We start from the raw sequence: 25,715 nt of genomic DNA on the forward strand, positions 1-25,715 counted from the left end.
CTGGGCAGGCAGTTTCTACGTCCTGCCCAGCGCTTGCGGGTTTCACGGTGCCCCCGATTACCGTCACGCCGTGAGCATTGGATTCGCGCTGGCGGGCGGTCTGACACCGGTCAGTTCGGCCGCGCGGTCGGCCAACAGAGGGGCCAGCTCGCGGTACCAACCTCGGGCAACGGCTTGCAGCATCTCGGCCAGGGCGACCAGCTCCCCGATCCGGCCAGCAGGGCTGTCCAGCACCGACACGAACTCCGCCTGGAGACGGGCGGCCACCGTGGGGACGAGCAGACTGTTGGCATGGAGCAGGCCCGGGTCGTAGCCGACGGGAACCAGCCCCCAGCGCTCCCAGTCGAGCAGGGTGAGCGGGGCCGTCAGGTTGCCCCAGTGCAGATCAGCATGGCCGGTGACCCGTTCGACTTTCTCCGGGGCGGGGATACCGAGGAACTGAGGGAAGGCCCGCTCGATCCATTCGGGTCGGACGGTGGTGCGGACGCCTTCCGCCTGGCCAAGCCGACTCAGGGCGTCGCGCAGGCTGCTCCACCACTCGTCCGGTAGGCCGGGGTCATGGGCGAGGTCAGCGCGATCCGGCGAGATGACCGGGTGGGTCACGTAGTCAGTGACCTCGGCCTGGTACATGCATTCGTCCTCCGACCAGTCGATCATGTCGTGCAGACGCGGTCGGGGGACATCGTCCGGAATCAGGGTGGACGCGCCGACGATGCCTTCGCCCGGCTTGCGCTGAGCATTGGCCTTGGTCGTGCAGTTGACTCGCAGCCACCGATTGCCGGCTCGTCGGCCCAGCGTTCGGCCCTGGAAACCCCAGACCGCGGGGCCGGTACAGATCAGCCCCAGGAGTAGGGCAGCGGTCTGGTGGGCGGCCTCCATGCGGGCTTGAGTCGCCTCATCCGGCGGCGAGTTCATCAAGGATGCTCCTCAAACGTTCAGGTGCCAGGGGGACGGCCACGGCCTTCGCAGCATCGTCCCAGTGTTCCGGAGTACTGGCTGACACGAGGACCACGTCCAGGCCGGGACAGGACGCAACCGTCAGGAGTGCAGCGGCCGGAGCCGACAGGCCGGGACGAATGAACTCCACCAGTTCGGGCGTCATCAGGCCGGGTAGCTCACCGCCGTGCAGCGGTGCAGAGGCGAAGGTGATGACACCGGCGTCTTGCGCTTGGACGAGCGGCCCACCTCCACCGAGCGCCTGGTCGATGGGATCGGCCATGACCAGGCTGACCGGCAGTTGGAGGCCCGTGAAGTGGTGTGCGTCTGAGCCGGCAGCCTCCCCGGCGAGGCCGAGCAATTCGAGCACCGTGAACGCGCCCGAGGTCAGGCCAGACCAAGTGGCGACGCCGTACCCGCCGATCTGACCGCTTTGGGCGAGCTCCTCCAGCACCGCGAAGGCTTCCCGAAGCTCGAACAGCACCTGAACACGGTCATGGTCGACTCGCTCGGGGTTGTGGACGAACACCAGATCGGCGTAGCCGAGCACGTTCAGCGCGCGCTCCGCCTGCCATCGGACGAAGATCGGCGCAAGGCTATGGCTGCCCGCCGCCGCGTCGGCGGGCAGCACGCCGGCGGCGACCGCAGCTCGACCCTGGGCCGCCGTGAAGAAGCCGGTCTTGGTCGATATCCGAACATCCGGGAAATCTCCCAACACCTGCGCCAACTGCTGCTGGGCGAAGCCGTCCGCATAGTTCGGGGCGGTGTCGACCCAGGCAGCGCCCGCCGCGAGGGCGGTGCGCGCCGCTTGAGCAACGGCGCGCACCCGGTACGTCCCCAGCCCCAACACGGCCGTCACAGTGCCGTCCCGACAACAGCAACCGCTTGCCCCTCGATGAGCACTGACACCAGGGCAGCCACGTCCTTGACCTCCAGTCTGGCGATCTCAGCCAGCGCCCCCAGCGTGGCCGGCTCCCCGGTAAGCAGCATCCGGAGCAGCGGGGTGGCCTGAACAGCGAAGTCCCATGCCGTGCCCGCCGCCGCCAAGGTGACGATCCCCTTCGGCGCGTGTTCCGTCAGCCTGGCCCGTGGTGTGGTCAGGCGCACCGTTACTTCGGCCTTGACCGGCAGGCCCTCGATGTACGGCAACGAGGTGATCGCCCGGCCGTAGTGAGTGGTGTCCATCGACTCGGCCCACCGATTGACCAGGTCGGGGTCGCTCAGCTCGCGCAGCACCTCTGCCCGCAGGTTCTCCACGTATCTGGCCTGCACCGACGGCGAAGCGAACCGCGGCACGTCCAGCCGCAGGGCGGTACGAGATCGTAGCTGGTCGACCACCCAGGTCAGGAGATCGGCTCCCGTGTTGGTGACCAGGCCGAAGGTGAGGTGCAGCGACTCCGAACCCTGGTCGGCCGACACCGCGTGCCACCAGCCGCGTGGCAGGTAGAGCACGTCACCAGCCGTCAGCACGATGTCGGCGACCGGCTCACCCTCGGGAGGGTCCGGGCTTTCGACATCTCGGAATGTCGGAGCTTCACGGGTGGAGCCGTAGAGCCGCCAGCGCTTGGCTCCGTACATCTGTACAACCACCACGTCGTGGTCGTCCCAATGGGTGCCGAAGCCTTCTTTCCCGGTCCACGAGGCGTAGGCGTTGACCTGCACCAGCGTGCCGAGGAAGCGCTCCAGACCTTCAGCGGCCGTTCCGATGGGCGGGTGGATCTTCTCGATGGAGTCCAGAACGAGCGAAGCGCCCTCGGCCAGGCGGGCGTGCAGCTCGGCCGGCTGAACACGATGCCATGTCACCGACCGGCGGGTGGTCACCGGCAACGCGTACCGGTGAAGCGGCACCATCTCGCCTTCCAACGACAGCCGCAGCCGTGGGGGCTCCAGCCGCTGTGTGGCGAGGATGGCGTTGAGGTCATCCCAGGAGAGCAGGTCGGCGACATCGGCGACCTGCCCAGGGATGACGGCGTAGGAGCGGTTGAACGTCTGGGCGAGGAACGAGTCCCCGCCCAGACGCGCCGCCCACGAGGCAGCATCAAGCATCGTGGGCGGCCGGATCAGTCGTTGCCGTCGGAACGGCCACTGCTGACGTCGGACGGCTGCTCGGTGCGAACCCGCGCCGCAGCGATCTTCCGCGCCGCAACGAGGAGGCCGCCCTCCGCGGCCGGAGCCGCCGGGGTGCTGTTGTGCACCATGCTCTTTCCCTTCTGTATGGACAATCCCGCCGGGGTTCCGGCGGGAGGACTTGGGTGGTGGGATGCCAACCAAGCTGAGGAAAGGAGCCGGCCAGCAGCCGAATCCCTTCCGACAGGTCTCTACAGAACCGCCTCCAACCAGCGTGGACCAGAGCAGAATTGACGCATCGATGTCGCATCCATGACGCATACCTGGACGTGACATGGCGCGTTATCAGGACAGACGATTCTGGCGTAGCAGAGGGCGGGGCCGATGGCGGTCAAGCGGGAACGGCTTGCTCAGCGGCGCAAGGATGCCGGCCATACCCAGGAGACCCTGGCCGACGTGTTGGGAGTCCATCGTTCAACGGTGGTGCGGTGGGAGCGCGGCCAGGGCGAGCCGCAACCGTGGATGCGGGTAAAGCTGGCTCGGCTGCTGAAGATCAGCACCATCGAGTTGGGGTCGCTCTTTGCGGTGCCGGATCAGCCAGCAGCTGTCATCGAGTGGGTGCCGGCTCCGCGAGCCGAAAGCCCCCATCTCCCGGCACCACTACCTGACCTCAGGGGTGCTGACACCGGGCAGCCCGGCCCGGGTGAACTGGAGCACAAAGCCGCCACTCTCGGCGCGTCCATGGCCCTGATGGGCAACGAGGTCAGAGTTTGCTGCCGCGCGTCCGACGGGAGGATCACCTTCGTGACCATGCCGCGCCGCGCCCTACTGCGCTCAGCCACTGCGGCCGCTGGCGCAGCTCTGACCACGGGAGTACCTGGTGCGCCTGCGGCAAAGCCGTTGCTGTCGCCCGACCTGCACCCGGTCGAGAACCTGCGCCAGCTGCGCAGATCTCTGGTCGAGTGCGACAACGTGCTGGGTCCGCGTGACATCGTCGCCAGCGCCCAGGACCATCTGCGCCTGATCCAACAGCTGCGCCGCGAGGCCGCCGGCCGCGACCGACTCGACCTCATGCAGGTCCAGGCCGAGTACGCCGAGTTCTGCAGCTGGCTGTACCAGGACAGCGGAGACCACCGGGCGGCGCAGTACTGGGCGGACCGGGCGCTCGATTGGTCCAACTCTGCCGGCGACCACCACCTGACCGCCTACATCACCGCCCGCAAAGCGCAGCTGGCCGGCGACATGAAGGAACCGCTCGACGCCATCGATCTGGCCGAGTCGGCCCAGCGGATCTCCCCACAGAGCAGTCGGCTGGTTGCCATGGCGAGGGTCTACGCGGCTCACGGCCACGCACTGGCCGGCGACGAGCTGGCCTGCCAGCGAGCGTACGACGAGGCGCTGGGGCTGGTGGCCGGCCCAAGGGACGTGCCGGTCAGCCGCGGCCGATGGCTGGAAGCCACCTACGTCGAAGCGCAGCGAGCGCGCTCACTGGCCGTCCTGGGCCAGTATGAGGCGGCGGTGCGCGGGTTCGACCAGGCCATCCGGGCCTTGCCTGCCACGTTCCGGCGCGACCGTGGAGTGTACCTGGCCCGGTCGGCCTCAGCTCAGCTGCGTGTCGTCGGACCGGAGCAGGCCGCGATCACGGCAACTGAAGCCCTGTCAGTGGGAGTGGGGACCGGCTCGGGTCGGATCTTTGGTGAACTTTCCTCTCTCGACAGTAAGTTGCAATGCTGGGGGACGGTGCCCGAAGTTGCGCAGTTCCGCCGGGCTCTCGACAGCGTCATGCTCCATGAAGTGTGATCTCCCCAGAACCATGAACCGCACCCGCGAAGAACGGAACCACGATGGCCGAGCGCCCCTTCGTCCTGCTGAGCGTTGCCAGCTCGATCGACGGCTACATCGACGACGCCTCGCCTCAGCGGCTGCTGCTGTCGAACGCGGCCGACTTCGACCGGGTGGACCAGGTGCGGGCCGAGTCGGACGCCATCCTCATCGGCGGCAACACCCTGCGCAGTGACAACCCGCGCCTGCTGGTCAACAACGACAAGCGCCGGGCTGACCGGGTGGCCGCCGGCAAGCCGGAGTACCCGTTGAAGGTCACCGTCACGGCCAGTGGCGACCTGGACCGCGACCTCAAGTTCTGGCACTTCGGTGACAAGAAGGTCGTCTACACGACCGACGCCGGTGCCCTGAAGCTGCGCGACCGCCTGGACGACCTGGCCGACATCGTCAGCACCGGGGACACGGTCGACTTCGGCGCCATGCTCGAAGATCTGGCGGCCCGGGGTGTGGGTCGGCTGATGGTCGAAGGCGGCGGGCAGATTCACACCCAGTTCCTCTCCCAGGGCCTGGCCGACGAGATCCACCTGGCCATGGCGCCGCTGCTGGTCGGCGAGGCCGGTGCACCGCGCTTCGTCCACCCGGCCGAGTTCCCCGGTGGCAGCACCCGCCGGATGAAGCTGCTGGGCGCTGAAACGGTGGGCGACGTGGTGCTGCTGCGCTATGCGCCGAAGGAGGCGTGAGGTCTCGCAGAGCGTTCCAAGCATCGATGAGCTGCTATGGCCCACCTCTTCGGGGACTGGCGTTTCCTCGAAATGAACCCCAACGGCCAGTGGTCGTGGATCGAGCACAGGACCGGCGTGCCGATCTCAGGCGCCCTCGCGGATCTTCTGGAGAAGGGCAGCACGGATGAATGACACCCCGACCGACGCCGAGGAAGCGGCACGCGACCTGCGCGCCGTACTCGTGACGGCCCTCGAACGTGACGGGTCGTTGCGCACCCCGCCGTGGCGGGACGCCGTCTCGGCCGTGCCCCGTCACGTCTTCCTGCCCGCCTTCTACACCACCGTGGACGCCCCGGACGGCATCACCCGGTACACCCCGGTCAGCCGGGACGTCGACCCGCACACATGGCTCCGCCTCGCCTACGAGAACACCACCTGGGTCACCCAGCTCGACCACGGCGCCAGCTCCGCGTCGAACGGCGAACCCCGCGCCGGGACGCCCACCAGTTCCTCGACGCTGCCCGGCGTCGTGGTGCGGATGCTCGAAGACCTCGACGTCCCGGACCGCGCGGACGTGCTCGAAGTCGGCACCGGTACCGGCTACTCCACGGCCCTGCTGTGTGCCCGCCTCGGCGCCCGGTACGTCACCAGCGTCGAGCACGACGCCGACCTCTCCTCCGCCGCCGGCGAGCGGCTCGCCGCCCTCGGCCACCGCCCCCGCCTGATCGTCGGCGACGGCGCCGAGGGCAGCCCCGACGGCGGCCCGTACGACCGGATCATCGCGACGTACTCGCCCGGCCGTGTCCCGGGCGCCTGGCTGGCCCAGGCCCGCCCCGGTGCGGTCATCCTGGTGTCACTGGTCGGCGGCCTCGACGCCTACGGCTACGTGAAGCTGCACGTCCACGACGGCGAGGCCCGAGGCTGGTTCATCGACTCCGAGGTCTCGTTCATGCTCTCCCGGGAGACCCGGCGGCCCGAGATCGGGCCCCTCATGCGCGCCGCCGTCCGGGCCCGCGACGACTCCGGCGGCCTCGACACGACCCTCCACCCCGACCTCCTGGACGACCCCGCCTTCCTGTGGCGCGCCCAACTCGCCATGCCCGGCACGACCCGGCTGCGCCTGGCCACGGACCGGGCCGAAGGCCGGTGGTTCCTCCACCCCGACGGCTCGTGGGCGGCACTGGAGAGCGGGAACGACGGCGCTATCCGCGCCTACCAGGGCGGCCCGCGCAGCCTCTGGGCCCGGTTGGAGGCCACCGCCACGGCCTGGCTGTCCGAGGGACGCCCCGGGCTGGACCGTTACGGGCTGACGGTGACCACGGAGACGAACACGGTCTGGCTGGACGACCCCGGCAACCCCGTCGGCGTTCTCGACGACTGAGACGGCTGAAGGGCCACGGGCGGGGCGGCCCGCGGCTGATGCTCGGTAGGTTTGCGGCATGACGAACCGTGACTGCATCGTGGTGACCACCACCCACGAGAGCGAGGCGAAGGCCCGGGAGTTGGCCGCCGCGGTGGTGCGGGAGCGGTTGGCGGCCTGTGCGCAGGTGTATCCCGTGCGGTCGGTGTACTGGTGGGAGGGTGAGGTGCAGGACGCCGCGGAGTGGAGGATCGACCTCAAGACTCGCGCGGACCTCGCCGGCCGGCTCGCCGATTTCATCGGTGAGCAGCACAGCTACGACACCCCGGAGATCATCGGCGTACCGGTGGTCACGGGCTCCGCGGCCTACCTGGAGTGGGTGGGTGCGGAGACCCGCACCGGCTGAGCAGCTGCGTGAAGCGGTCCGGATCTCCTCTCGGAGTTCGCGGGCCGCTGCCGTTCCTGGGAGTTGGTCCGCGGGAGTGGACAAGCGCACCGGAAGTCGGACCCGCCGACTTCCTGTGCGAGCCTGCTGGAGGTTGACCCGGGGCGGCGGCGCGGCACGGTGAAGTCAGTCGGTGGCGGGGCGGGGCGTCAGGCGGGCGGCGCGGGTTTCCAGGTAGTGGCGCTCGGTCAGGCTGGTGGTGCCGCGGGCGGCGCGGTAGTAGGTCTCGCGGGCCGCCGAGTGGTCGCCGGCCCGCTCCAACAGGTGTGCGCGGACGGCGTGCAGCCGGTGGTGGTCGGTGATCCGGTCGTCCGCGGCGAGCTCGTCCAGCAGGGCCAGGCCGGCTCGCGGTCCGTCGATCATGGCGACGGCCACCGCCCGGTTCAGGCTGGCCATCGGGTTGGGCGCGAGCCGTTCCAGGATCTTGTACAGCGTGTTGATCTGACGCCAGTCGGTCTCGCCGGTGCTGGGCGCCTCGTCGTGCAGCGCGGCGATGGCGGCCTGCAGCTGGTAGGGGCCGAGTGTGGAGCGGGTCATCGCGTCGGTGACCAGTGCGACGCCCTCGGCGATGCAGTCGCGGTCCCAGCGCGAGCGGTCCTGCTCGTCGAGCGGGATCAGTTCGCCGTGCGGGCCGGTGCGGGCGGCCCGGCGGGCGTCGGTGAGCAGCATCAGGGCCAGCAGGCCGGCCACCGCGCCGTCGTCCGGCAGCAGCCGGTGCAGCAGGCGGGTCAGCCGGATCGCCTCGGCGGCGAGGTCGTCGCGCCGCCGCTGGTCTCCGGGGCCGGCGGTGTAGCCCTCGTTGAAGATCACGTACAACACGTGCAGCACGGCCCGCAGTCGCTCTGCCCGGTCGTGCCCGATCGGCAGGGTGAACTCGCTGCCGCCGGCCTTGATCCGCGCCTTGGCCCGGCTGATCCGGGCCGCCATGGTCGGTTCCGGCACGAAGTAGGCGCGGGCGATCTCCGCGGTGGTCAGCCCGCCGACGGCGCGGAGCGTCAGCGCGATCTGCGAGGCCGGGCTCAGCGCCGGGTGGCAGCACAGGAACAGCAGGGTGAGGGTGTCGTCGCGGTCGGCCGGGGTGGACTCGCCGGGGCCGGGCGACGTCGGTTCCGGTTCCCGGGCGGCCGCCTCGTCCTCGCGTCGGCGCCGGGCCTGTTCGCTGCGGATCCGGTCGACCAGGCGGCGGCCGGCGACCGTGGTCAGCCAGCCGCGCGGGTTGTCCGGGACGCCCTCGGCCGGCCACTGCGTCGCCGCGGCGAGCAGCGCCTCCTGCACGGCGTCCTCGCTCGGCTCGAACTGCCCGTACCGGCGTACCAGCGCGCCGAGGACCTGCGGCGCGAGCGCGCGCAGCAGGCCCTCGACGGTGGCGCGGTCGGCGCTCACTCCGTCGGGCCTCCGGAGAAGATCACCTGGCGGACCTCGATGCCCAGGCCGTTGAACCGGGCGTCCGGAATCATCGCGGCCAGCTCCAGCGCGCGGTCCCTGCTCTCGACGTCGACCAGGTAGTAGCCGCCCAGGAACTCCTTGGCCTCCAGGTAGGGACCATCGGTGACGACCGGCACGCCGTCGCGGACGCGGACCACCGAGCTCCGGGACGGGTCGGCCAGCGCCTCGGTGCTGATCAGCTCGCCGGACTCGCGGAGCGTCTTCATGAACTCGCCGTGGCCTGCCATGATCTCCTGGCGCTCGGCCTCGGTCAGTTCCGCCATGATGGCCGGGTCGATGTGCATGATCAGCAGGAACTTCATGTCCAACTCCTCACCGTCGCGGCGCCCGGTCGGGCCCCGTCATCGGGTGGTCGTCGCGGGCCGACCGCTCTTGACGTGCCGGCGGCGGGTTCAGCAGATCGGATGATTCTGCCGGTACGGGTCAAGATCCGTCGACCGGCTCCGACCTCCTGGTGACGATCCACGTCGCACCACCGTTGTCGCCCGTTGTCGCCATCACAGGAGGAACACATGGCTCAGCTGCTGAGAGTCCAGAACTTCAACGTCTCAAGTGACGGAATCGGTGCCGGTGAGGACCAGACCCTCGCGAGGCCGTTCGGTCATGTCGAGCCCGAGCGGCTGTTCGCCTGGGCCGGCGCCACGGCGAGTTGGCCCATGCGCACCGAGCCCGGGGGCAGCCGGGGGCTCGACGACTACCTCACCCGGGACTACGCCCGCAACATCGGCGCCGAAATCATGGGCCGCAACAAGTTCGGGCCCCAGCGCGGGCCCTGGGAGGACCATGAGTGGTGCGGCTGGTGGGGTGACGAGCCCCCGTTCCGCACCCCGGTGTTCGTGATGACCCACCACGAGCGTCCTTCGTTCACGCTCTCCGACACCACGTTCCACTTCGTCGCCGGCGATCCGGCCACGGTCCTCGAACGGGCCCGGGAGGCGGCCGGGGGCAAGGACGTCCGGCTCGGCGGCGGGGTCACCACCATCCGGGAGTTCCTCGACGCCGACCTCGTCGACACCCTGCACGTGGCGGTCTCGCCGGTGGAGCTCGGATCCGGACTACGGCTCTGGGAGTCCTCCGACGAGCTGCTCGACCGGTTCCACCGGGACGTCGTGCCCAGCCCGAGCGGGGTGACGCACCACCTGTTCTGGCGGAAGTGAGGTCGTGGAGAGCCACGGGCGGCCCCGCGCATCGCGTGGGGCCGCCCGTCGTGGCTACCGTGCACCGCTCAACTGGCCTGGCCGGTCGGCATGATGGTGACCTGCTGGAGGTTGACCCGGGGCGGCAGGGTGGCGATGAAGCCGACCGCCTCGGCGACGTCCGCCGGGGTGAGCCACTCCATGGTGTCCCTGGAGCCCTCCAGCCACTCCCGGGCGCCCTGGTCGGTGACGTGGCTCTGCAGTTCGGTGCCGACGATGCCGGGCTCCAGGGCGGAGACCCGGACCTTCTTCGGGCCGAGCTCCGTCCGCAGGGTCCGGGAGAGGTGGCTGACGTAGGCCTTGGTGCCGGCGTAGACCGCGAAGGTGGGGAAGAGGTTCTGCGCCGCGATCGACGAGGTGTTGATCAGGTCGGCCACGCCCTTCTCCGCTCCGGCCTTCACCAGTTGGGGGGTGAAGGCGCCGATCGCGTTCATCAGCCCGGTGATGTTGAGGTCGATCTGCTGCTTCCACTGGTCCGTCGCCAGCTCCTCGATCGGCGCGGGCAGCATCACCCCGGCGTTGTTCAACAGCAGGTCAGCTCCGCCGAATTCGGTGTCCACCCGCTCGGCGGCGGCCTTCAGCGCCTCGGCGTCGGTCACGTCGGCGGCGATCGCCACCACCCGGCCGCCGTTCTTCTCGATCCGCTCGACCAGCTCCGCCAGTCGGTCCGCCCGCCGGGCCAGGACGACGACCTGGGCGCCGAGTTCGGCCAGCTTCTCCGCCGAGGCCTCGCCGATTCCGCTCGACGCACCGGTGACGACGGCAACGCGACCGGCGAGCGGCCGGAACGTGGCGTTGGACGTGGTGCCGAACGTGTTGTTGGACGTGGTGTCGGACGTGGTGTTGACAGACATGATGCGTTCCCTCCAGGGGAGTTGTCCGGGATTCCGCGGCCGCTCTCCGTCGGCCGCAGATCCAGTAGACGCCCCGCGACAGCCCCTCGGGACGCCATAACTGGCCCTGCCCCGACTGGTACTGCCAGGACCACCCGGGCCCCACCCGCACCGGCACCACCACCCCGACAATGGACCCATGGCACCCATGGACCGCACCAAGGAAATAGCCGGCTTCCTCCGCTCCCGCCGCGCCCGCATCACCCCCGAGGACGCCGGACTGCCCTCCGACGGCCGGGTGCGCCGCGTCCCCGGCCTGCGCCGGGACGAGGTGGCCCGACTCGCGGGCGTCAGCTCCGAGTACTACACCCGGCTGGAGCAGGGACGGGCCCTCAACCCCTCCTCCGAGGTGCTGGAGGCGATCGCCCGCGCCCTCTGCCTGGACGCCACCGAGCGCGAGCACCTCGACGACCTGCTGCACGGCGGCGCCCAGCCCGCCCGCCGCGCCCCGGCCCGGGCCCAACGGGTGCGCCCCGGGCTGCACTTGATGCTGGAGACGCTCACCCATGTGCCGGCCCTGGTGATGGGCCGCCGCACCGACGTCCTGGCCTCCAACCGGCTGGCCCGGGAGATCCTCACCGACTTCGACGCCCTGCCCGCCAACCGCCGCAACGTGGCCCGCCACTACCTCCTGGACCCCAAGGCCCGGGACACCGTGGGCGATTGGCCGCGGCTCGCCTCCGAGACGGTGGCCATCCTGCGACTCGAAGCGGGCCGCTACCCCCACGACCGGCAACTGGCCGACCTGGTCGGCGAACTCACCCTCCAGTGCCCCGAGTTCACCGGCTGGTGGAACGACCACCGGGTGCTGCGCCGCACCCACGGCGCCAAGCACTACCACCACCCGCTGGTCGGGGAGCTGCACTTCTCGTACGAGTCCTTCCAGGTCCCCGGTGACGACGAGCAGACCCTGTGCGTCTACAACGTCGAACCGGGATCGGAGACCGCCCAGTCCCTCCGGGTCCTGGCCAGCTGGACCGCGCCCGAGGCCGCGCCCGAGGCCACGCCCGCCAACTGACCGCCACCTGAACCTGCCCGGCCGCTCCCCCAACTACCCTTCCCCCCATGCCCCACAACGAGCTCACCGCCGACCTCGTCCGCCAGCTGCTGCGCGACCAGCACCCCGACCTGGCCGACCTCCCGCTGCGCCTCGGCGCCCGCGGCTGGGACAACCAGATCTGGCGGCTCGGCGACGACCTCGCCGTCCGGCTGCCCTGGGCGACGGAGACCGCGGGTGACCGGCTGCGCAAGGAGCACGCCTGGCTGCCCGCCCTCCCGGCGCCGCTCCCGCTGCCGGTCCCGGCGCCCCAGCGGCTGGGCGAGCCCTCCGGGCGCTTCCCCCACCCGTGGCTGGTCACCACCTGGCTCCCGGGCGCGCCCGCCGACCGCGCGCCGATCACCCGGGCCGAGGCGGCCGCCGACGCACTCGCCGCCTTCCTGAGCGCCCTGCACCGCCCCGCTCCCGCCGCCGCACCCACCGGGGAACGGGGCGGGCCGCTGGCGGGGGTCGCCGACGGGGTCGTCCGGGGGATCGCCGAGGCCGCCGACCTGGGGCTGATCCCCGATCCGGACGCCGCCCTCGCGGTCTGGGAGGACGCCGTCACCGCTCCCGCCTGGACGGGCCCGGCGCTGTGGATCCACGGCGACCTCCACCCGGCCAACGTCCTCACCGAGGACGGCATGCTCTGCGGCGTTATCGACTTCGGCGACCTGTGCGCGGGTGACCCGGCCTGCGACCTCGCCGCCCCCTGGAACCTGCTCCCGGACGGCGTCGCCGACCGCTTCCACCGCGCCTACCGGCCCACCGCGGACCCGGCGACCCTGCGCCGCGCCCGCGGCTGGGCCCTGTTCCGCGCCCTCGGCGGCATCCACATCGGCGAGGCGGGCCTGCGCGGCCGCCCCGGCGGCAAGCCCTCCTGGGGCCCGCCCGGCCACGCCGCCCTGCGCCGCCTCATCGCCACTGCCACTGACACTGCCACCACCACGATCTGACGCCACGTCAGGAGTTAGGGCAGAACTCCGCGTTCAGCTCGGCGGTGAACAGGTCGATCGGCCCGCTGCCGCCGTTCAGCCAGTCCCCGTTGACGTTGGTGGAGAGCAGGTGGCGGCCGTCCCGGCTGCCGTAGGTGTAGGTCCACGAGCCGTTGATGGCGCCGCCCATGCCCCAGACGGTGGTGCAGTTCAGCTTGACGGAGCTGACGCCCAGCCCGTAGGTGGTGTCCTTGATCCACGCGTCCTTCGGCGTCTGGACCATCGTGAACATCTCCTGCTGCTGGGCGGGCGGCAGCAGCCGTCCGCCCAGCAGGGCGGCGAAGAAGGTGTTGAGGTCGCGGGTGGTGGAGATCATGTCTCCGGACGCCCAGCCCCAGGACGGGCTCAGCTCGGTCACGTCGTAGTCCGGGGTGGTCGGCTCGGTGTACCCGAGGTGGGAGTACTCCCGCCCGTGCGGCCCGTGGATGGTGACGTCGTCGGAGGCGGGCTCGTAAGTGCTGGTGAGGCCGAGCGGGGCGGTGATGCGCTGCCGGATCTGCTGGGCCAGGGTGCCGCCGGAGGCCCGTTCGACGATCATCCCGGCGAGGACGTAGTTGGTGTCGGAGTACGTCCAGCCGGTGCCGGGGGCGAAGTCGGGCTGGTGGGCGCTGGCGATGCCGACGAGCTGCTCGGGGGTGAAGTCGTCGAAGCGGTGCTGGAGGAAGGGCTCGTGCCAGAACTTCTTGCCGATCTCCTCGTCCGTGGCGAAGTTGGGGACCCCGCTGGTGTGGTTGAGCAGCTGTCGGACGGTGATCTTGTCGGGCTGGTAGCCGGGGGCGTCGAGGACTCCGGGCAGCCAGTGCTCCACGCTGTCGTCCAGGTTCAGCTCGCCCTCGGCGGCGAGCTGGAGCACGACGGTGGAGACGAAGGTCTTGGTGGTGCTGCCGATCCGGAACCGGTCCTGCTCCTGGCGGGGCCGCCCGGTGGTGAGGTCGGCGACGCCCGCCCGGCCGAACCAGCGGTGGCGCCCGTCCCGCACCTCGGCGACGGCGCCGGGGAGTCCACCGGTCGTCACGCCCTGGCCGAGCACGGCTTGCACGCCCGGGTGACGGTCCCGCTCCCCGGCCTGCCCGGTCCGTCCGGCCTGCGCCTGGCCGGCAGCCTGTCCGGCGACCTGGTCGGCGAACACCGGCGCGGCGGTGGTGACGGTGGCGGCGAGCACGGCCCCGGTGAGCAGGGCGGTGACGGCGGCGCGGGTGGTGGTCCTCATGGTGTGTTCCCCCTCGGCGGTGTTTCCCGTTGACGGAGAGAACGTTCCCGCGAATTCACAACACCGTCAACGTCAACTCCCCGGCCACTTCCACATCATCGCAGCTCAGTTGACGTTTTTCCTTGCAATGGGACTGCTTGTGAACGCAACACCTCCACGCTCCCATTGCAACGATGCGGGCATCGGCCGGATACTCTCCTGACCATCACGAGGAACCCCTGCGAGGAACCCACGCGAGGAACCCACGCGCGGAGCCCGCGAGGACGAGAGGACGAGGCCGGATGCCCGGAGGCCGACTGACCCAGCAGGACCGCCGGCGGATCGCCACCGGCCTGGCCGAGGGGCTCGGCTACGGCGAGATCGCCCGCGGCCTCGGCCGCCCGACCTCGACCGTCACCCGCGAGATCGCCCGCAACGGCGGCCCGTCCGGCTACCAGGCCGAGCGCGCCCAGCGCGCGACCGCCCAGCGCTCCCGCCGCAGCCGGACCGCGCCCGCCCCGCGCCCGACCACCCGGGCCCCCGCCGCCGTCACCGTCGCCGTCGACCGGGACCCGGCCGCCGTCGACGAATTCGCCGGCCAGCTGGCCGAGTTGCTGGTGCACGTCGGCATGCCCCGGATGGTGGCCCGGGTGCTCGGCTGCCTCTACGTCACCGACGAGGGCAGCCTGACCTCCGGCGACCTGGTGCGGCGGCTGCAGGTCAGCCCGGCCGCCGTCTCCAAGGCGATCGGCTACCTGGAGGGGCAGGCGCTGGTCCGCCGGGAGCGCGACGACCGGCAGCGCCGGGAGCGGTACGTCATCGACGGCGACATCTGGTACCGCGCACTGCTGGCCAGCGCCGAACGCAACGCGATGCTGGCCGGAATCACCCGCCACGGCGCCGAGTTGCTCGGACCCGCCACCCCCGCCGGCACCCGGATGGACGACGCGTCGGCGCTGCTGGAGCGGATCGGCCAGGACATCGTGCGCTCCGTCCGGCAGTGGTACGAGGAGCGCGGCCCGGTCCCGTCCTGACCGCCCGGCGACGACCCGGGACCAGCCCGACCGTCGCCGTCGACCGGCTCCCAGCCGCCGGTCAGCCCGCTCCCAGCCGACGGTCAGCCTCTCAGCCCCTTCTCATCCACCAGGCCTAGCCTCCGCGCATGAACGTCTCCCTGCTCGACGGCTGGTTCCCCTGGACGGTCCAGGCCGCCGCCCTCGCCCTGTTCCTGACCGCGGTGGGATGGCGGGACCGGACCTGGCAGCGCAAGTGGGGTCCGATCGCGCTCGGCACCGCGCTGGCGGTCACCGCGGTCGTCGCCGTCTCCGTGCTCTCGCTGTCCGGGATCACCGATCCGATCCCGTTCGGGGTGTGGCTGTGGAGCGGGGTGGCGATCGGGGCGTTCGCGGTGCTCGGCTTCGGCTGGCGCAGCGCCCGGTGGTGGCGGCGGGTGCTGGTGCTGCCGGCCGCGCTGCTGGCGCTGTTCTGCGCCGCGAACAGCGTGAACATGGCCACCGGCTACTACCCGACGGTCGACGACGCGATCGGCGAGCTCAGCGGCCAGCCGCTGCCGGACCAGATCACCGTGGCGGACCTCGCCAAGATCCACGGCAAGACGAAGACCGGGCGCATCGTCCAGGTCGACATCCCGGACACCGCGAGCGGCTTCACCCACCGCCAGGAGCTGGTCTACCTGCCGCCCGCCTGGTTCCGCAGCCAGTCCCGGCCCAAGCTGCCGGTGCTGGAGATGATCGGCGGCGAGTTCGCGGCGCCCGACAACTGGATCCGCTCCGGCAACGCGGCGAAGACCGCGGACGCCTTCGCGGCCCAGCACAACGGCTTCGCCCCGATCCTGGTCTTCGTGGACGCCACCGGCGGCTTCCGGGTGGACACCGAGTGCGTGGACGGCCCGCACGGGAACTCGGAGAGCCACCTGCTCAAGGACGTCCCGCCGTACATCGAGAAGACCTTCAACGCGGCCACCGATCCGCACAAGTGGGGCGTGGCCGGCTGGTCGATGGGCGGCACCTGCGCCGTCGACCTGGTCGTCGAGCACCCCAACCGGTTCACCCACTTCGGCGACTTCTCCGGCGACAAGGGCCCGTACATCGGCGACAAGGACCACACCATCCAGGAGCTGTACGGCGGCGACGCGGCGGCCTGGGCCGCCCACGACCCGCTGACGGTGCTCGGCGCCCACCACGGCAAGTACCAGGGCGTCTCCGGCTACTTCGGCCAGGGCGACGAGGAGCACGGCCAGATCGAGTCCGCCAAGGCCCTGGAGGCGGCCGCCAAGAAGGACGGCATCCGCACCACCGACGCGGTCGGCTCCGGCAAGCACTCCTGGCAGACCGGCGCGGCCACCTTCACCCAGGCCCTGCCCTGGCTCGCCGCCCAACTCGGCGTCCCGGGCACCCACGCGTAGCGCGGCGGCGGCCGCGCGCACCGTACACCCCGCGCGCACACCCCGCGCCGCACACCCTGCGCCGACCGCCCGGACACGGACCGTGGCGGCCCCGCAGCCGCCCGCGACCAGGGGAAACACTTGGCCTCGGCCCCGCCGCGGCCTTCGTCGACGCCGTCCGGGACGAGCACGATCCACCGCCGAAACCGCGCGCCCGGTACGGAGTTCCGCCGCACCGGGCGCACGCCCGACACCCCCCGGACCCCCGCCCGCCGCCCATCGGTTCCGCCGCGGTCGCACACAGGTTCACCACCAGCCCGCTGCAACTGCACCGCTCCCCCGGCCCCCGGCGGAAAACCCGCTTTGCTCCCGGCGCCGCCGTGTCATAGGTTTCGTGCCGCCGTCGCCGCGGCACCCGCTCCGACCGTTCCTCGGAGCAACGGTGAGCCGCGGAGGCAGGGGGCCTGACGGCGGGACCGACGGGGGAGGGGACAGCCGTGCCGAGTGCCCGCAGCCAGGGGTCGACCGGGCGGCGGCGGACCCTCGCAGGCCTCCGCGGCAGCGCCCGCACCACCCCCGCCCCTCACCACCCCGCAACACCCACACAGACGGCCGCCCGGCCCGTCCGGCACAGGGGACCGGACGGACCGGGCGGCGCATTCCTCCCGGGCGGCGCTCACCTCCCGGACGGCACCCGCCGCCCGGGCGGCGCGCCGTCAGCCGCTCACAGCCCCAGTCGGCTGAGCGCCGTGGTCCAGTCGCCGGCGATCGCGCTGCGGGCGGCGTCCAGGGTCACCTTGTGGCCGCACACCGCGTTCTTCAGTCTGGTCTCGACCGAGTCCTTGCTCTGCGCCGGCTCGTTGCCGTAGCGCGGCTCCGGCCACAGGTTGTGCGGGTCGCGCGGCGCGCCGCCGAGCTCCAGCGGGACGAAGTGGTCCTCCTCGTAGTCCGCCGGGTTGGTGTCCGCGTAGCCGTACTGGGCGATCTGCTGGGTCTTCAGCGCATTGGTGTAGCTGGTCGGCGGGCGCACGGTGGCGGTCCAGCCGGAGACGCAGATGGTCTGGCCGATGGTGGCCTGGGTGACCGCCGGGTTGTACGCGCCGGGGGTGCAGGACGGGTCGGGCAGCGGCAGGTAGGCCTGCGAACAACTGGCGCTCGCCGCACCGGTCTTGACCGGCGTGTGGTGGGCCGGGGCGGCAGCCTGCGCGGTGTCGGTGGCGAGCCCGGCGGCGGCGAGGACGGCCGCCGCGGCGACGACGGCGAGACGCTGACGGAGCATCATGGTGGGCGCTCTCCCTGGACCGGCCCGGCCGACCGCCGGGCGACTGTGCCCATGACAGCACCGCCCGCGCGACCGCCGTCAGCCCCGGGACGTGAACGCGTGGTGACCGGGCTTCCACATCCGCGGGAACGCCTTCACACTCCCGGCGCCAGGCCCCCGGCCTCGACCCCCGGGCCCCACTCCCCCACCCCGGCGCCGGGGTCCCCCGGATCCGCCTCCCCGGTGAGCACCGCGCCCGCCCGGGTCCGCAGGTGCAGGGCACTGCGGCCGGTCCGACGGGTCGTCACCAGGCCCGCGCCGCGCAGCGCGCCGAGGTGCTGGGAGACGGCCCCGGGCGTGACGCCCAGCCGGGCGGCGAGTTCGGGGGTGCCGAGCGGTTCGCCGAGCGCGACGAGCAGTTCGGCACGGGTACGACCCAGCACGGCGGCCAGGCCGGCGGAGGACGGCCGGGGGCGGGACCCGGCCCCGGCCCGCCCCCAGAGCGTCCAGACCCCGTCCGCCGGGTAGCGGATCGAGGCGGCGGCACTCGGGGCGTAGTCGACGATCACGTCCGGCCGGCCGAAGACGGAGGGCATCAGCACCAGGCCGTGCCCGCCCGTCCCGACCGTGCGCACCGCGCCGGTGCGGCGGCGGCCGTGCACCAGCACCTCGCCCTCCCGCCAGACCACGTCCTCGTGCAGCCGGGCGAACAGCTCCTCCACCCCGCCGTCCACCAGGGCCGCCGCCCGGCGGCCGAGGTCCGCTTCCAGCACGGCCCGCATCCGCGCCCAGTGCGGGGCCGTCAGCGCGGCGTGGGAGCGCTCCATCGCGTCGGCGATCCGCTCCAACAGTTCGGCCGCGGGCGGTAGTTCACCGGCCCGGGCGCGCAGCGCGGCGGCGCACTCGGCCTCCACGTACGCCGGGTCGGCGGCCCGCAGACCGGCCAGTTCGGCCTCGAAGGCGGGCAGCCGCACGGCCGGCACGGGGAACAGGAAGGAGGGCAGGCAGCCCTTCAACAGGGCCAGCAGCAGCGGGAGTTCGGGCTCGTCGGCGAGCAGCGCCCGGGCCCCGCGCACCCACGGCCGGTGCACCTCGTGCGCGGCGAACCCGAGCGCCGCCCGCAGCCCGAGCGCCGTCTCGGACAGCGGTGACACGGCGAACCGCACCCGGGCCACCTCCGCCGCCGACAACCGGATCGCCACCGCCATGCCGCCCCCTCGACCACTCGGCCCGGAGCACCCTGCTCCCGGCCACTCCGCCCCGACCTGACCGCCCCGGCCACCGGGCCCCTGCTCACCGGGCCCCTGATCGCCGGGCCCCGACCGTTTAGCCGTGGCTGAACGATAGCCGGGCCGCGCCCCGGCCTCCCAAGCTGTCCGCCATGGAGTTCTTCACCTCGTACGACGGCACTGAGCTGGCCTTCCGCACCCTCGGCAGCGGCCCCGCCCTGCTCTGCCTGCCCGGCGGCCCCGGCCGCGCCGGCGAGTACCTCGGCGACCTCGGCGGCCTGAGCGCCGACCACACCCTGATCATCCCGGACACCCGGGGCACCGGCGCCTCCGCCCTGCCCGCCGACCTCACCAGCTGCCGGGTCGACCGGCTGGTCCCCGACGTCGAGGCGCTGCGCGAGCACCTCGGCCTGGACCGGATCGACCTGCTCGGCCACTCCGCCGGCGGCAGCCTGGCCATGCTCTACGCCGCCGCCCACCCCGACCGCCTGACCAGCCTGACCCTGATCACGCCCTCCTTCGCCGGCGTCGGGCTGCCCTCCGACCTCGGGGCCCGGAAGGTGATCGCCGCCCGCGCCACCGAACCCTGGTACGCCGAGGCCGTCGCGGCGTACGAGGGGATGCAGTCCGCGACCGGCTTCGCCGAGGCCGCGCGGTACCGCTTCGCCTTCGAGCCGCTGATGTACGGCCGCTGGGACGACGCCGCCCGTGCCCACGCCGCCGCCGACCCGGCGCAGCGCTCCCTCCCGGTCAGCGAGCACTACTACGCGGGTTACAGTCCGGACACCGAGGCCCTCCGCCGGCAACTCGGCGCGCTCGCCTGCCCGGTGCTCCTGCTGGCCGGCCAGCTCGACCTCTGGCCCACCGCCGCCTCGGCCACCGCGGCGGCCGCCCTGTTCCCGGACGTCATCCTCACCGTCCAGCCCGGCGCGGGCCACTACCCGTGGCTGGACGACCCGGCGGCCCTGAGCGGCATGGTCGCCGGCTTCCTCGCCTCGACCGCGACCCCGCCGGCCCGGCGCACCCCCTGACCGGTCCCGCCCTGAGCCCCCGTCCCCATCCCCGTCGCTCTGAGCCCCGTCCCCGTCGCCCTACGCCCCCTCCGCCAACAGCCGCGCCAGCAGCGCCGCCGGCCCCTCCGGCAGGCTGCCGTGCACCAGCTCGGTGCGGTGCACCAGCCGGGGTGCGGCGATCGCCGCGTGGGCGATGCCCGTCGCCGCCACCGCCACCGGTTCGGGCAGCAGGGTGAGCCCGTGGCCGGTGGCGACCAAGGCGAGCAGGCCGTGCAGGTCGGTGCCCCGGTAGCGGGTGGCGGGCCGGAAGCCGTCGGCGCCGGTGGCGGCGCGCAGGCGGGCGGCGGTGGGGGTGAGGTCGGGGGCGTCCAGCCAGCGGGCGGCGGACAGGTCGGCGAGGGCGAGGCCGGGGCGGCCGGCCAGCGGGTGCCCGACCGGCAGGGCGACCGCGACCGGCTGCTCGTCGACCGCGAGGGTGGCCAGCGGGCCGACCTCGGGCAGTGGCAGCGGGTCGCTGGGCGCGGCCAGGCCGTCGATCAGGGCGAGGTCGACCTCGCCGGTGGCGACCTGGGCGGGCAGCACGTCCTGGGCGAGCACCCGGACCACCGGTTCCACCTGCGGGTACGCCCGGCGCACCTCGCCGAGCGCGCGCCCCAGGGACGCCCCGACCGCCAGCGGGGTGGCGCCGAGCACCAGCCGGGCGCTTGGGGCACCGGCCAGGCGCGCGACGTCGGCGCGCGCCGCCTCCAGCCGGACCAGCAGCGGGGCGGCGTGCTCCAGCAGCCGCCGCCCGGCGACGGTCGGGCCGACCGGGCGGCGGACCAGCAGGGCGGTGCCGAGGTCCGCCTCCAGGGCGGCGATCTGCTGGGAGACCGCGGACTGGGTGTAGCCGAGTTCCCGGGCCGCCTCGGAGAACGAGGCGAGCCGGCTGACGGTGACGAAGGTGCGCAGCTGCTGCGGATCCACGGCGGTCATCAACCGATCTGATCGAGACGTAAGAAATCATCGTTGGCGCTGATCTCGGGTGCGGGGCCAGGATAGCCGCATGACCTACCTGACCCCCCGGATCGCCCTGGTCGGCGACCGCTCCCCCGCCGTCCGCTCGCACGCCCGCATCCCCGGCCTGCTCGACGCCCTCGCCGAGCGCGACCAGCTGGTGCTGGACGCCTACTGGATCCCCACCGAGGACGCCGAGGCGCCCGGCGCCCTCGACGGCTTCGACGCGGTCTGGCTGCTGCCCGGCAGCCCGTACCGCAGCGAGGCGGGCGCCCTGGCCGCGATCCGGACCGCCCGCGAGGAGCGCATCCCCTTCCTCGGCACCTGCGCCGGGTTCCAGCACGCGGTGCTGGAGTTCGCCCGCGACGTCTGCGGCCTGGCCGACACCGTCCACGGCGAGCAGGACCCGGAGCGCGAGCAGCAGGTGATCGTGCCGCTCGCCTGCTCCCTGGTCGGCCACGAGGGCGCCGTCGTGATCACCCCGGACACCCTGGCCGAACGCGCCCTCGGCACCTCCCGCTCGCTGGAGCGCTACCACTGCAACTACGGCCTCAACGCCGACTACCTGGACCGGCTGCGCGCCCACGGCCTGCGCTTCAGCGGCGCGGACGAGTCCGACCAGGTCCGGATCCTGGAGCTGCCGGGGCACCCGTTCTTCCTGGCCTCGCTGTTCCAGCCCGAGCTGTCCGGCGACGGCACCAGGGCCCACCCGATGATCCGCGCCCTGGCCGCGGCCGCCGTCGCCCACGCCACCCGGGCCACCCAGGCCGCCCGTACCGCCCAGGCCGCGGCCGCCCAGGCCGAGCCGACGCCCGCCTGAGCGGCACCCCCGCGAGCAGGCGTCACATCGGCAACGACCGCAGCCGCACCGGCCCCTCCGGCCACCCGGCGCCCTCCGCCAGCGCCCGCCACATGGTGCGCAGCGGCATGACGGCGAGCCGCCCCTCCGGCTGCTCGACCGTCACCTCCTCGGCCACCTCGCGGAAGCCGAGCCCCCGGTAGAACGCGGCCAGCGGCGGACGGCAGAACAGCAGCGCGTAGCGGAAGCCGAGCGCGCGCCCGTGCTCCAGGGCGGTCTCCACCACGGCGTGCGCCAGGCCCTCGCCGCGCCGCTCGGCGGCGACGCAGACCCCGCCGACGCCGATCGCCTCCAGGTCGGTGCCGCCGACGGTGAGCGGGATCGGGAGCAGCCCGGTGTGGGCGACGAGCCGGCCGTCGGCGGCCCGGATGCCGAAGTGCACGTCCTTGGAACGGAAGCTCAGCCCGGTGTAGGCGACGCCGTACGGGTCCTCGCCGGCGCCGAGGATCTCCTCCTGTTCGGCACGGGAGTACGTCTCCAGGCGCTCGACGGGCAGTGGCTCAACAGAAAAACGATCATTCATCACTCCATGCTCCATGCCCAGCCGAACGGCCTCCAAGTCCCCTCCCGGCCAGCGGATCGGTCACATGATCAGCCCGTTCCTCGGACGTGTGGAAACATTCCCCTCATGCGCCAGCCCACCGACCAGCCGGCCGACGACCTCACCGCACCGCTGCCCGGCCCCCTGCTGCGCCTGCCCCGCCCGGTCCGGGTCCTGGCGCCGACCGCCGTGGTCCTGCTGCTGCTCGTCCCGCTGGCCGCGCACGACCCGGACTTCGGCCCCACCGCCTCGCCCGGGACGAACGCCGCCCTGATGGCGTTCGGCGCCTGCGCGCTCGCCTTCCGCAGCCGCTTCCCGGCGGCGACCGCCGCGGCCACCCTGCTGAGCGGCCAACTCCCGCTCGCCTTCGCGCTGTACGGGCTGGCCATCCGGCGCGGCGCCGGCCCGCTGCTGTACGTCCTGGCGGTGCTGGCCGAGCTCCGACTGTTCGTCCCCTTCGACCTCGGCGACATCAGCAACCCCTCGGCGCTGGCCAACCTGGTCGAGGACCCCCTGGTGTTCGGCGCCGTCCCGCTCGCCCTGGGGCTGACCGCCCACCAACGCGGCCGCACCGTCCGGGTGCTCGCCGAACGCGCCCGGCTGCTGGCCGAGCGCAACCGGCTGCTGGTGGAGGCCCGGCTGCACGCCGAGGAGCGGGCCGCGGCCGCCGAACGCGCCCGGCTCGCCCGGGAGATGCACGACGTGGTGTCCAACCGGGTCTCGCTGATCACCCTGCACGCGGGCGCCGGGCAGGTCGCCCAGGCCGGGGACCCGGCCGCCGTCGGGGTGACCCTCGGCCTGATCCGCGCCCTGGGCCTCCAGGCGCTCACCGAACTGCGCGGCCTGCTCGGCGTGTTGACCCCGGCCTCCGACCAGGCGCCCTCGCTGCGCGGCCTGCCGACCCTGGTCGAGGAGTCCCGGCAGGCCGGGCTGGCGGTGGGCCTGACCGTCACCGGCCCGGACGACGGGCTGCCCGCGCCCGGCCCGAAGGTGCAGTACGCGGCCTACCGGATCGTCCAGGAGGCGCTGACCAACGCGCACAAGCACGCCCCGGCCGCCGAGGTCGCCGTCACCGTCGCGGTCGAACCGGACGGGCTGCGGCTGGCCGTGGTCAACTCCCCCACCGAGACCGCCGGAACGCACGGAACCACCGGAACGCACGGAACCACCGGAACGCACGGCACGGCCGAAGCGACCGGACCGGGCGGAACCACCGCCCCGGAGCCGGAACTGCCCTCCGGGGGACACGGCCTGGTCGGCATGCGCACCCGCGCCGACGACCTCGGCGGCACCCTGCACGCCGGGCCGACGCCCGAGGGCGGCTTCGCCGTCCGGGCCCGACTGCCGCTCACCGCTGCCTGAGCGAACCGTCCTAGGAGCCGGCCGCCGCCCGCTTCACCAGCTCCGCCCACACCTCGTCGACCCGCGCCGCCAGCGCCTCCAGTGCCCCGCCGTTGTCGATCACCAGGTCGGCGATCGCCAGCCGGTCCGCCCGCGCGGCCTGCGCGGCCATCCGGGCCCGGGCCTCCTCCTCGGCCATCCCGCGCAGCCGCACCAGCCGGTCCACCCGCACCGCGTCGTCCGCGTCGACGACCACGACCAGGTCGAACAGCGGGGCCAGCCCGTTCTCGGCGAGCAGCGGCACGTCGTGCACCACGACGGCGTCGGGGGCGGCGGCCGCCTCCAGCTCGGCGGAGCGGGCCCGCACCAGCGGGTGGACGATCGCGTTCAGCACCCGGAGCTTCTCCGGGTCGGCGAACACGATCGCCCCGAGGGCCGGACGGTCCAGCGCGCCGTCCTCCCGCAGCACCTGCGGGCCGAACTCGGCGACCACGGCCGCCAGACCGTCCGTCCCGGGGGCGACCACCTCGCGGGCGATCAGGTCGGAGTCCACGATCACCGCGCCGCGCGCGGCGAACAGCCGGGACACCTCGCTCTTGCCCGCGCCGATCCCGCCCGTCAGTCCGATCTTCAGCATGGCGTCAGGCTACCGGCGCCGACTCGGCGGCGTCAGCCCCGACCCCTCGGCCCCGACCCCTCAAGGCCCGTCCGCCCCGACCCCTCGGGCCCGTCCGATCTGGGCCGCTCAGCCCAGGTCCAGGTCCTCGCCCTCGCCCAGCACCACCAGCTCGGAGCCGACGCCCGGCCCGTCCGGCCCGAGCAGCCGGGTGGCCACCATCTGTCCGATCGGGCTGAGCGTCGCCTCGTGCACCGGCACCGCCTGGCGCGCGCCCGCCTCCCGGACGTAGTCGATCACCTCACCGGCCTTGCTCCACGGCCCGGCGAGCGGCAGCAGCAGGGTGTCCACGGTGTGCGGCGGCACGGTGAAGGAGTCGCCGGGGTGGAACAGCCGGCCGTCGAACAGGAAGCCGATGTTCTTCACCAGCGGCACGTCCGGGTGGATCACCGCGTGCCACTCGCCGTGCACCGAGACGTCGATCCCGCCGACCTCGAAGGCGTCGCCCTCGCCGACCACGGTGACCCGCTGCCCGAGGCCCTCCAGCTGGGCGGCGACCGCGTCGTTGGTCCAGACCCGCACCGCCGGGTCGGCCTCCAGCGCGGCGCGCAGCCGGGACTCCTCGAAGTGGTCCATGTGCTCGTGGGTGATCAGGACGGCGTCCGCCCCGGCCAGTGCAGCGGGGTCGGTGAAGGCCCCCGGGTCGACGACGACGGTGGTCCCGTGGTGCTGGATGCGTACGCAGGCGTGTCCGAACTTGGTGATTCGCATGTCCAAAACCATACAGCACAACTGTACAGTTTTGCTGCACACCTTCCGGATACACTGCTCCCATGACCAGCAACGCCCCGCACCCGGACACCCTGGACCTCGCCGCCGACCTGCGCACCGCCCTCGGCAGCCTGGTCCGGACCCTGCGCGACAGCGACGACCTGCCGCCCAACCAGGCCGCCGTGCTCGGCCTGCTGGTCCGCGACGAACGCTCCTACACCGTCGCCGAGCTCGCCGACCGCCGCCGGGTGCGCCACCAGTCGATGGCCCGCACCGTCGCGCTGATGACCGAGGCCGGCCTGGTCGCCCAGCAGCCGCACCCCACCGACGGCCGCAAGCAGCTGATCGCCGCCACCGGGGCCGGCCGCACCGCCCTGCTCGACCAGCGGGCCCGCCGCGAGCACCACATCGCGACCGCCATCGAGTCCCGGCTGTCCGCCACCGAGCGGGACCAACTCCGCACCGCCGTGGCCCTGTTGGGCCGCCTGGCCTGAGCCCCGTCCGGGGCGGCGACCAGGCGGTCAGGCCTTTCTCACCTGACCGGTCCGGCCTTTCACCGGACCGGTCCGGCCTTTCACCAGACCGGTCCGGCCTTTCACCAGACCGGCCAGGCCTTT

Annotated in this window: 28 protein-coding genes; 14 read left to right on the plus strand and 14 right to left on the minus strand. The window is 72.9% G+C overall.

Going from position 1 to position 25,715, the window contains the following annotated elements:
• Positions 1-63: 63 nt before the first annotated feature.
• From ACIP4P_RS28010 to ACIP4P_RS28025, 4 genes are read right to left on the minus strand one after another with little or no spacing between them, the layout of a single operon-like run.
• Positions 64-915, minus strand: a complete 852-nt coding sequence (locus tag ACIP4P_RS28010) for a hypothetical protein (RefSeq protein WP_400923030.1) — start codon at positions 913-915, stop codon at positions 64-66.
• Positions 896-1,795, minus strand: a complete 900-nt coding sequence (locus ACIP4P_RS28015) for an aldo/keto reductase (RefSeq protein ID WP_400923032.1) — start codon at positions 1,793-1,795, stop codon at positions 896-898. The genes ACIP4P_RS28010 and ACIP4P_RS28015 overlap by 20 nt, the downstream gene beginning before the upstream one ends.
• Positions 1,792-2,982: a cupin domain-containing protein gene (locus ACIP4P_RS28020; protein WP_400923033.1), complete on the minus strand. Its 1,191-nt coding sequence runs from the start codon at positions 2,980-2,982 to the stop codon at positions 1,792-1,794. Before ACIP4P_RS28020 ends, ACIP4P_RS28015 begins: the two co-directional genes overlap by 4 nt.
• A gap of 14 nt (positions 2,983-2,996) precedes the next feature.
• Positions 2,997-3,134 (minus strand): hypothetical protein, encoded by a 138-nt coding sequence (locus ACIP4P_RS28025; RefSeq protein WP_400923035.1) that lies wholly within the window; start codon positions 3,132-3,134, stop codon positions 2,997-2,999.
• A 253-nt stretch (positions 3,135-3,387) separates the two neighbouring features.
• Here ACIP4P_RS28025 and ACIP4P_RS28030 point away from each other — a divergent pair, with 253 nt between their 5' ends.
• From ACIP4P_RS28030 to cutA, 5 genes are read left to right on the plus strand one after another with little or no spacing between them, the layout of a single operon-like run.
• Positions 3,388-4,803, plus strand: a complete 1,416-nt coding sequence (locus ACIP4P_RS28030; protein WP_400923036.1) for a helix-turn-helix domain-containing protein — start codon at positions 3,388-3,390, stop codon at positions 4,801-4,803.
• Positions 4,804-4,847: 44 nt separating this feature from the next.
• Positions 4,848-5,525, plus strand: coding sequence for a RibD family protein (locus ACIP4P_RS28035; protein ID WP_400923038.1), 678 nt, complete (start codon positions 4,848-4,850; stop codon positions 5,523-5,525).
• A 36-nt stretch (positions 5,526-5,561) separates the two neighbouring features.
• On the plus strand, positions 5,562-5,699 hold the full coding sequence (locus ACIP4P_RS28040; RefSeq protein WP_400923040.1) for a hypothetical protein: 138 nt from the start codon (positions 5,562-5,564) through the stop codon (positions 5,697-5,699).
• The gene (locus ACIP4P_RS28045) at positions 5,692-6,888 is read left to right on the plus strand and encodes a methyltransferase domain-containing protein (RefSeq protein ID WP_400923042.1); all 1,197 of its coding nucleotides are present in this window, start codon (positions 5,692-5,694) and stop codon (positions 6,886-6,888) included. The genes ACIP4P_RS28040 and ACIP4P_RS28045 overlap by 8 nt, the downstream gene beginning before the upstream one ends.
• Positions 6,889-6,946: 58 nt before the next feature.
• Positions 6,947-7,273: a divalent-cation tolerance protein CutA gene (cutA, locus tag ACIP4P_RS28050; protein WP_400923044.1), complete on the plus strand. Its 327-nt coding sequence runs from the start codon at positions 6,947-6,949 to the stop codon at positions 7,271-7,273.
• A gap of 165 nt (positions 7,274-7,438) precedes the next feature.
• Here cutA and ACIP4P_RS28055 read toward each other — a convergent pair whose 3' ends face one another.
• Both ACIP4P_RS28055 and ACIP4P_RS28060 read right to left on the minus strand, forming a co-directional pair.
• Positions 7,439-8,695: an RNA polymerase sigma factor gene (locus ACIP4P_RS28055; RefSeq protein ID WP_400923046.1), complete on the minus strand. Its 1,257-nt coding sequence runs from the start codon at positions 8,693-8,695 to the stop codon at positions 7,439-7,441.
• Positions 8,692-9,060, minus strand: coding sequence for a YciI family protein (locus ACIP4P_RS28060; protein ID WP_400923048.1), 369 nt, complete (start codon positions 9,058-9,060; stop codon positions 8,692-8,694). Before ACIP4P_RS28060 ends, ACIP4P_RS28055 begins: the two co-directional genes overlap by 4 nt.
• A gap of 210 nt (positions 9,061-9,270) precedes the next feature.
• Between ACIP4P_RS28060 and ACIP4P_RS28065 the strand changes: the two genes are divergently transcribed.
• A complete protein-coding gene (locus ACIP4P_RS28065) occupies positions 9,271-9,915 on the plus strand; it encodes a dihydrofolate reductase family protein (RefSeq protein ID WP_400923050.1) in 645 nt (214 codons plus the stop codon).
• Positions 9,916-9,983: 68 nt separating this feature from the next.
• Here ACIP4P_RS28065 and ACIP4P_RS28070 read toward each other — a convergent pair whose 3' ends face one another.
• Positions 9,984-10,808, minus strand: a complete 825-nt coding sequence (locus tag ACIP4P_RS28070) for an SDR family oxidoreductase (RefSeq protein WP_400923052.1) — start codon at positions 10,806-10,808, stop codon at positions 9,984-9,986.
• A 187-nt stretch (positions 10,809-10,995) separates the two neighbouring features.
• Between ACIP4P_RS28070 and ACIP4P_RS28075 the strand changes: the two genes are divergently transcribed.
• Positions 10,996-11,865 (plus strand): helix-turn-helix domain-containing protein, encoded by an 870-nt coding sequence (locus ACIP4P_RS28075; RefSeq protein WP_400923177.1) that lies wholly within the window; start codon positions 10,996-10,998, stop codon positions 11,863-11,865.
• A 47-nt stretch (positions 11,866-11,912) separates the two neighbouring features.
• A complete protein-coding gene (locus ACIP4P_RS28080) occupies positions 11,913-12,839 on the plus strand; it encodes an aminoglycoside phosphotransferase family protein (protein ID WP_400923054.1) in 927 nt (308 codons plus the stop codon).
• A 7-nt stretch (positions 12,840-12,846) separates the two neighbouring features.
• Here ACIP4P_RS28080 and ACIP4P_RS28085 read toward each other — a convergent pair whose 3' ends face one another.
• Positions 12,847-14,088, minus strand: a complete 1,242-nt coding sequence (locus tag ACIP4P_RS28085; protein WP_400923056.1) for a serine hydrolase domain-containing protein — start codon at positions 14,086-14,088, stop codon at positions 12,847-12,849.
• A 281-nt stretch (positions 14,089-14,369) separates the two neighbouring features.
• Between ACIP4P_RS28085 and ACIP4P_RS28090 the strand changes: the two genes are divergently transcribed.
• Entirely contained in the window at positions 14,370-15,101 is a 732-nt protein-coding gene (locus ACIP4P_RS28090) for a MarR family transcriptional regulator (protein WP_400923058.1), read from the plus strand.
• 128 nt (positions 15,102-15,229) lie between these two features.
• Positions 15,230-16,492, plus strand: a complete 1,263-nt coding sequence (locus ACIP4P_RS28095; RefSeq protein WP_400923060.1) for an alpha/beta hydrolase — start codon at positions 15,230-15,232, stop codon at positions 16,490-16,492.
• 703 nt (positions 16,493-17,195) lie between these two features.
• Here the strand turns inward: ACIP4P_RS28095 and ACIP4P_RS28100 are convergent.
• Both ACIP4P_RS28100 and ACIP4P_RS28105 read right to left on the minus strand, forming a co-directional pair.
• On the minus strand, positions 17,196-17,753 hold the full coding sequence (locus tag ACIP4P_RS28100; protein ID WP_400923062.1) for a hypothetical protein: 558 nt from the start codon (positions 17,751-17,753) through the stop codon (positions 17,196-17,198).
• Between the two features lie 134 nt (positions 17,754-17,887).
• Positions 17,888-18,940: a DUF5937 family protein gene (locus tag ACIP4P_RS28105; protein ID WP_400923064.1), complete on the minus strand. Its 1,053-nt coding sequence runs from the start codon at positions 18,938-18,940 to the stop codon at positions 17,888-17,890.
• 173 nt (positions 18,941-19,113) lie between these two features.
• On the opposite strand from ACIP4P_RS28105, the gene ACIP4P_RS28110 reads away from it, so the two are divergent.
• Positions 19,114-19,992, plus strand: a complete 879-nt coding sequence (locus ACIP4P_RS28110; protein WP_400923066.1) for an alpha/beta fold hydrolase — start codon at positions 19,114-19,116, stop codon at positions 19,990-19,992.
• A gap of 60 nt (positions 19,993-20,052) precedes the next feature.
• Here ACIP4P_RS28110 and ACIP4P_RS28115 read toward each other — a convergent pair whose 3' ends face one another.
• A complete protein-coding gene (locus ACIP4P_RS28115) occupies positions 20,053-20,949 on the minus strand; it encodes a LysR family transcriptional regulator (protein ID WP_400923068.1) in 897 nt (298 codons plus the stop codon).
• A 70-nt stretch (positions 20,950-21,019) separates the two neighbouring features.
• Here ACIP4P_RS28115 and ACIP4P_RS28120 point away from each other — a divergent pair, with 70 nt between their 5' ends.
• On the plus strand, positions 21,020-21,790 hold the full coding sequence (locus ACIP4P_RS28120; RefSeq protein ID WP_400923070.1) for a hypothetical protein: 771 nt from the start codon (positions 21,020-21,022) through the stop codon (positions 21,788-21,790).
• Positions 21,791-21,812: 22 nt separating this feature from the next.
• On the opposite strand, the gene ACIP4P_RS28125 is transcribed toward ACIP4P_RS28120, so the two are convergent.
• Positions 21,813-22,352, minus strand: coding sequence for a GNAT family N-acetyltransferase (locus tag ACIP4P_RS28125; protein WP_400923072.1), 540 nt, complete (start codon positions 22,350-22,352; stop codon positions 21,813-21,815).
• Positions 22,353-22,457: 105 nt separating this feature from the next.
• Between ACIP4P_RS28125 and ACIP4P_RS28130 the strand changes: the two genes are divergently transcribed.
• Positions 22,458-23,732: a sensor histidine kinase gene (locus tag ACIP4P_RS28130; protein WP_400923074.1), complete on the plus strand. Its 1,275-nt coding sequence runs from the start codon at positions 22,458-22,460 to the stop codon at positions 23,730-23,732.
• A gap of 10 nt (positions 23,733-23,742) precedes the next feature.
• On the opposite strand, the gene coaE is transcribed toward ACIP4P_RS28130, so the two are convergent.
• A complete protein-coding gene (gene coaE, locus ACIP4P_RS28135) occupies positions 23,743-24,348 on the minus strand; it encodes a dephospho-CoA kinase (protein WP_400923076.1) in 606 nt (201 codons plus the stop codon).
• Positions 24,349-24,456: 108 nt separating this feature from the next.
• Positions 24,457-25,098, minus strand: coding sequence for an MBL fold metallo-hydrolase (locus tag ACIP4P_RS28140; protein WP_400923078.1), 642 nt, complete (start codon positions 25,096-25,098; stop codon positions 24,457-24,459).
• Between the two features lie 62 nt (positions 25,099-25,160).
• On the opposite strand from ACIP4P_RS28140, the gene ACIP4P_RS28145 reads away from it, so the two are divergent.
• Positions 25,161-25,592 carry a MarR family winged helix-turn-helix transcriptional regulator gene (locus ACIP4P_RS28145; RefSeq protein WP_400923080.1) on the plus strand — a complete coding sequence of 144 codons (432 nt, stop codon included), beginning with the start codon at positions 25,161-25,163 and terminating at the stop codon, positions 25,590-25,592.
• The last annotated feature ends 123 nt before the right edge of the window (positions 25,593-25,715 follow it).

The organism is Kitasatospora sp. NPDC089509, from assembly GCF_044749365.1.
Classification (GTDB): domain Bacteria; phylum Actinomycetota; class Actinomycetes; order Streptomycetales; family Streptomycetaceae; genus Kitasatospora.

Bases quoted from the DNA above. Each gene is read 5' to 3' on its own strand.
- ACIP4P_RS28010 (WP_400923030.1), bottom strand. From the start codon at position 915: ATGAACTCGCCGCCGGATGAGGCGACTCAAGCCCGCATGGAGGCCGCC.
- ACIP4P_RS28020 (WP_400923033.1), bottom strand. From the start codon at position 2,982: ATGCTTGATGCTGCCTCGTGGGCGGCGCGTCTGGGCGGGGACTCGTTC.
- ACIP4P_RS28025 (WP_400923035.1), bottom strand. From the start codon at position 3,134: ATGGTGCACAACAGCACCCCGGCGGCTCCGGCCGCGGAGGGCGGCCTC.
- ACIP4P_RS28030 (WP_400923036.1), top strand. From the start codon at position 3,388: ATGGCGGTCAAGCGGGAACGGCTTGCTCAGCGGCGCAAGGATGCCGGC.
- ACIP4P_RS28035 (WP_400923038.1), top strand. From the start codon at position 4,848: ATGGCCGAGCGCCCCTTCGTCCTGCTGAGCGTTGCCAGCTCGATCGAC.
- ACIP4P_RS28040 (WP_400923040.1), top strand. From the start codon at position 5,562: ATGGCCCACCTCTTCGGGGACTGGCGTTTCCTCGAAATGAACCCCAAC.
- ACIP4P_RS28045 (WP_400923042.1), top strand. From the start codon at position 5,692: ATGAATGACACCCCGACCGACGCCGAGGAAGCGGCACGCGACCTGCGC.
- cutA (WP_400923044.1), top strand. From the start codon at position 6,947: ATGACGAACCGTGACTGCATCGTGGTGACCACCACCCACGAGAGCGAG.
- ACIP4P_RS28060 (WP_400923048.1), bottom strand. From the start codon at position 9,060: ATGAAGTTCCTGCTGATCATGCACATCGACCCGGCCATCATGGCGGAA.
- ACIP4P_RS28065 (WP_400923050.1), top strand. From the start codon at position 9,271: ATGGCTCAGCTGCTGAGAGTCCAGAACTTCAACGTCTCAAGTGACGGA.
- ACIP4P_RS28070 (WP_400923052.1), bottom strand. From the start codon at position 10,808: ATGTCTGTCAACACCACGTCCGACACCACGTCCAACAACACGTTCGGC.
- ACIP4P_RS28075 (WP_400923177.1), top strand. From the start codon at position 10,996: ATGGACCGCACCAAGGAAATAGCCGGCTTCCTCCGCTCCCGCCGCGCC.
- ACIP4P_RS28080 (WP_400923054.1), top strand. From the start codon at position 11,913: ATGCCCCACAACGAGCTCACCGCCGACCTCGTCCGCCAGCTGCTGCGC.
- ACIP4P_RS28085 (WP_400923056.1), bottom strand. From the start codon at position 14,088: ATGAGGACCACCACCCGCGCCGCCGTCACCGCCCTGCTCACCGGGGCC.
- ACIP4P_RS28090 (WP_400923058.1), top strand. From the start codon at position 14,370: ATGCCCGGAGGCCGACTGACCCAGCAGGACCGCCGGCGGATCGCCACC.
- ACIP4P_RS28095 (WP_400923060.1), top strand. From the start codon at position 15,230: ATGAACGTCTCCCTGCTCGACGGCTGGTTCCCCTGGACGGTCCAGGCC.
- ACIP4P_RS28100 (WP_400923062.1), bottom strand. From the start codon at position 17,753: ATGATGCTCCGTCAGCGTCTCGCCGTCGTCGCCGCGGCGGCCGTCCTC.
- ACIP4P_RS28105 (WP_400923064.1), bottom strand. From the start codon at position 18,940: ATGGCGGTGGCGATCCGGTTGTCGGCGGCGGAGGTGGCCCGGGTGCGG.
- ACIP4P_RS28110 (WP_400923066.1), top strand. From the start codon at position 19,114: ATGGAGTTCTTCACCTCGTACGACGGCACTGAGCTGGCCTTCCGCACC.
- ACIP4P_RS28115 (WP_400923068.1), bottom strand. From the start codon at position 20,949: ATGACCGCCGTGGATCCGCAGCAGCTGCGCACCTTCGTCACCGTCAGC.
- ACIP4P_RS28120 (WP_400923070.1), top strand. From the start codon at position 21,020: ATGACCTACCTGACCCCCCGGATCGCCCTGGTCGGCGACCGCTCCCCC.
- ACIP4P_RS28125 (WP_400923072.1), bottom strand. From the start codon at position 22,352: ATGAATGATCGTTTTTCTGTTGAGCCACTGCCCGTCGAGCGCCTGGAG.
- ACIP4P_RS28130 (WP_400923074.1), top strand. From the start codon at position 22,458: ATGCGCCAGCCCACCGACCAGCCGGCCGACGACCTCACCGCACCGCTG.
- coaE (WP_400923076.1), bottom strand. From the start codon at position 24,348: ATGCTGAAGATCGGACTGACGGGCGGGATCGGCGCGGGCAAGAGCGAG.
- ACIP4P_RS28140 (WP_400923078.1), bottom strand. From the start codon at position 25,098: ATGCGAATCACCAAGTTCGGACACGCCTGCGTACGCATCCAGCACCAC.
- ACIP4P_RS28145 (WP_400923080.1), top strand. From the start codon at position 25,161: ATGACCAGCAACGCCCCGCACCCGGACACCCTGGACCTCGCCGCCGAC.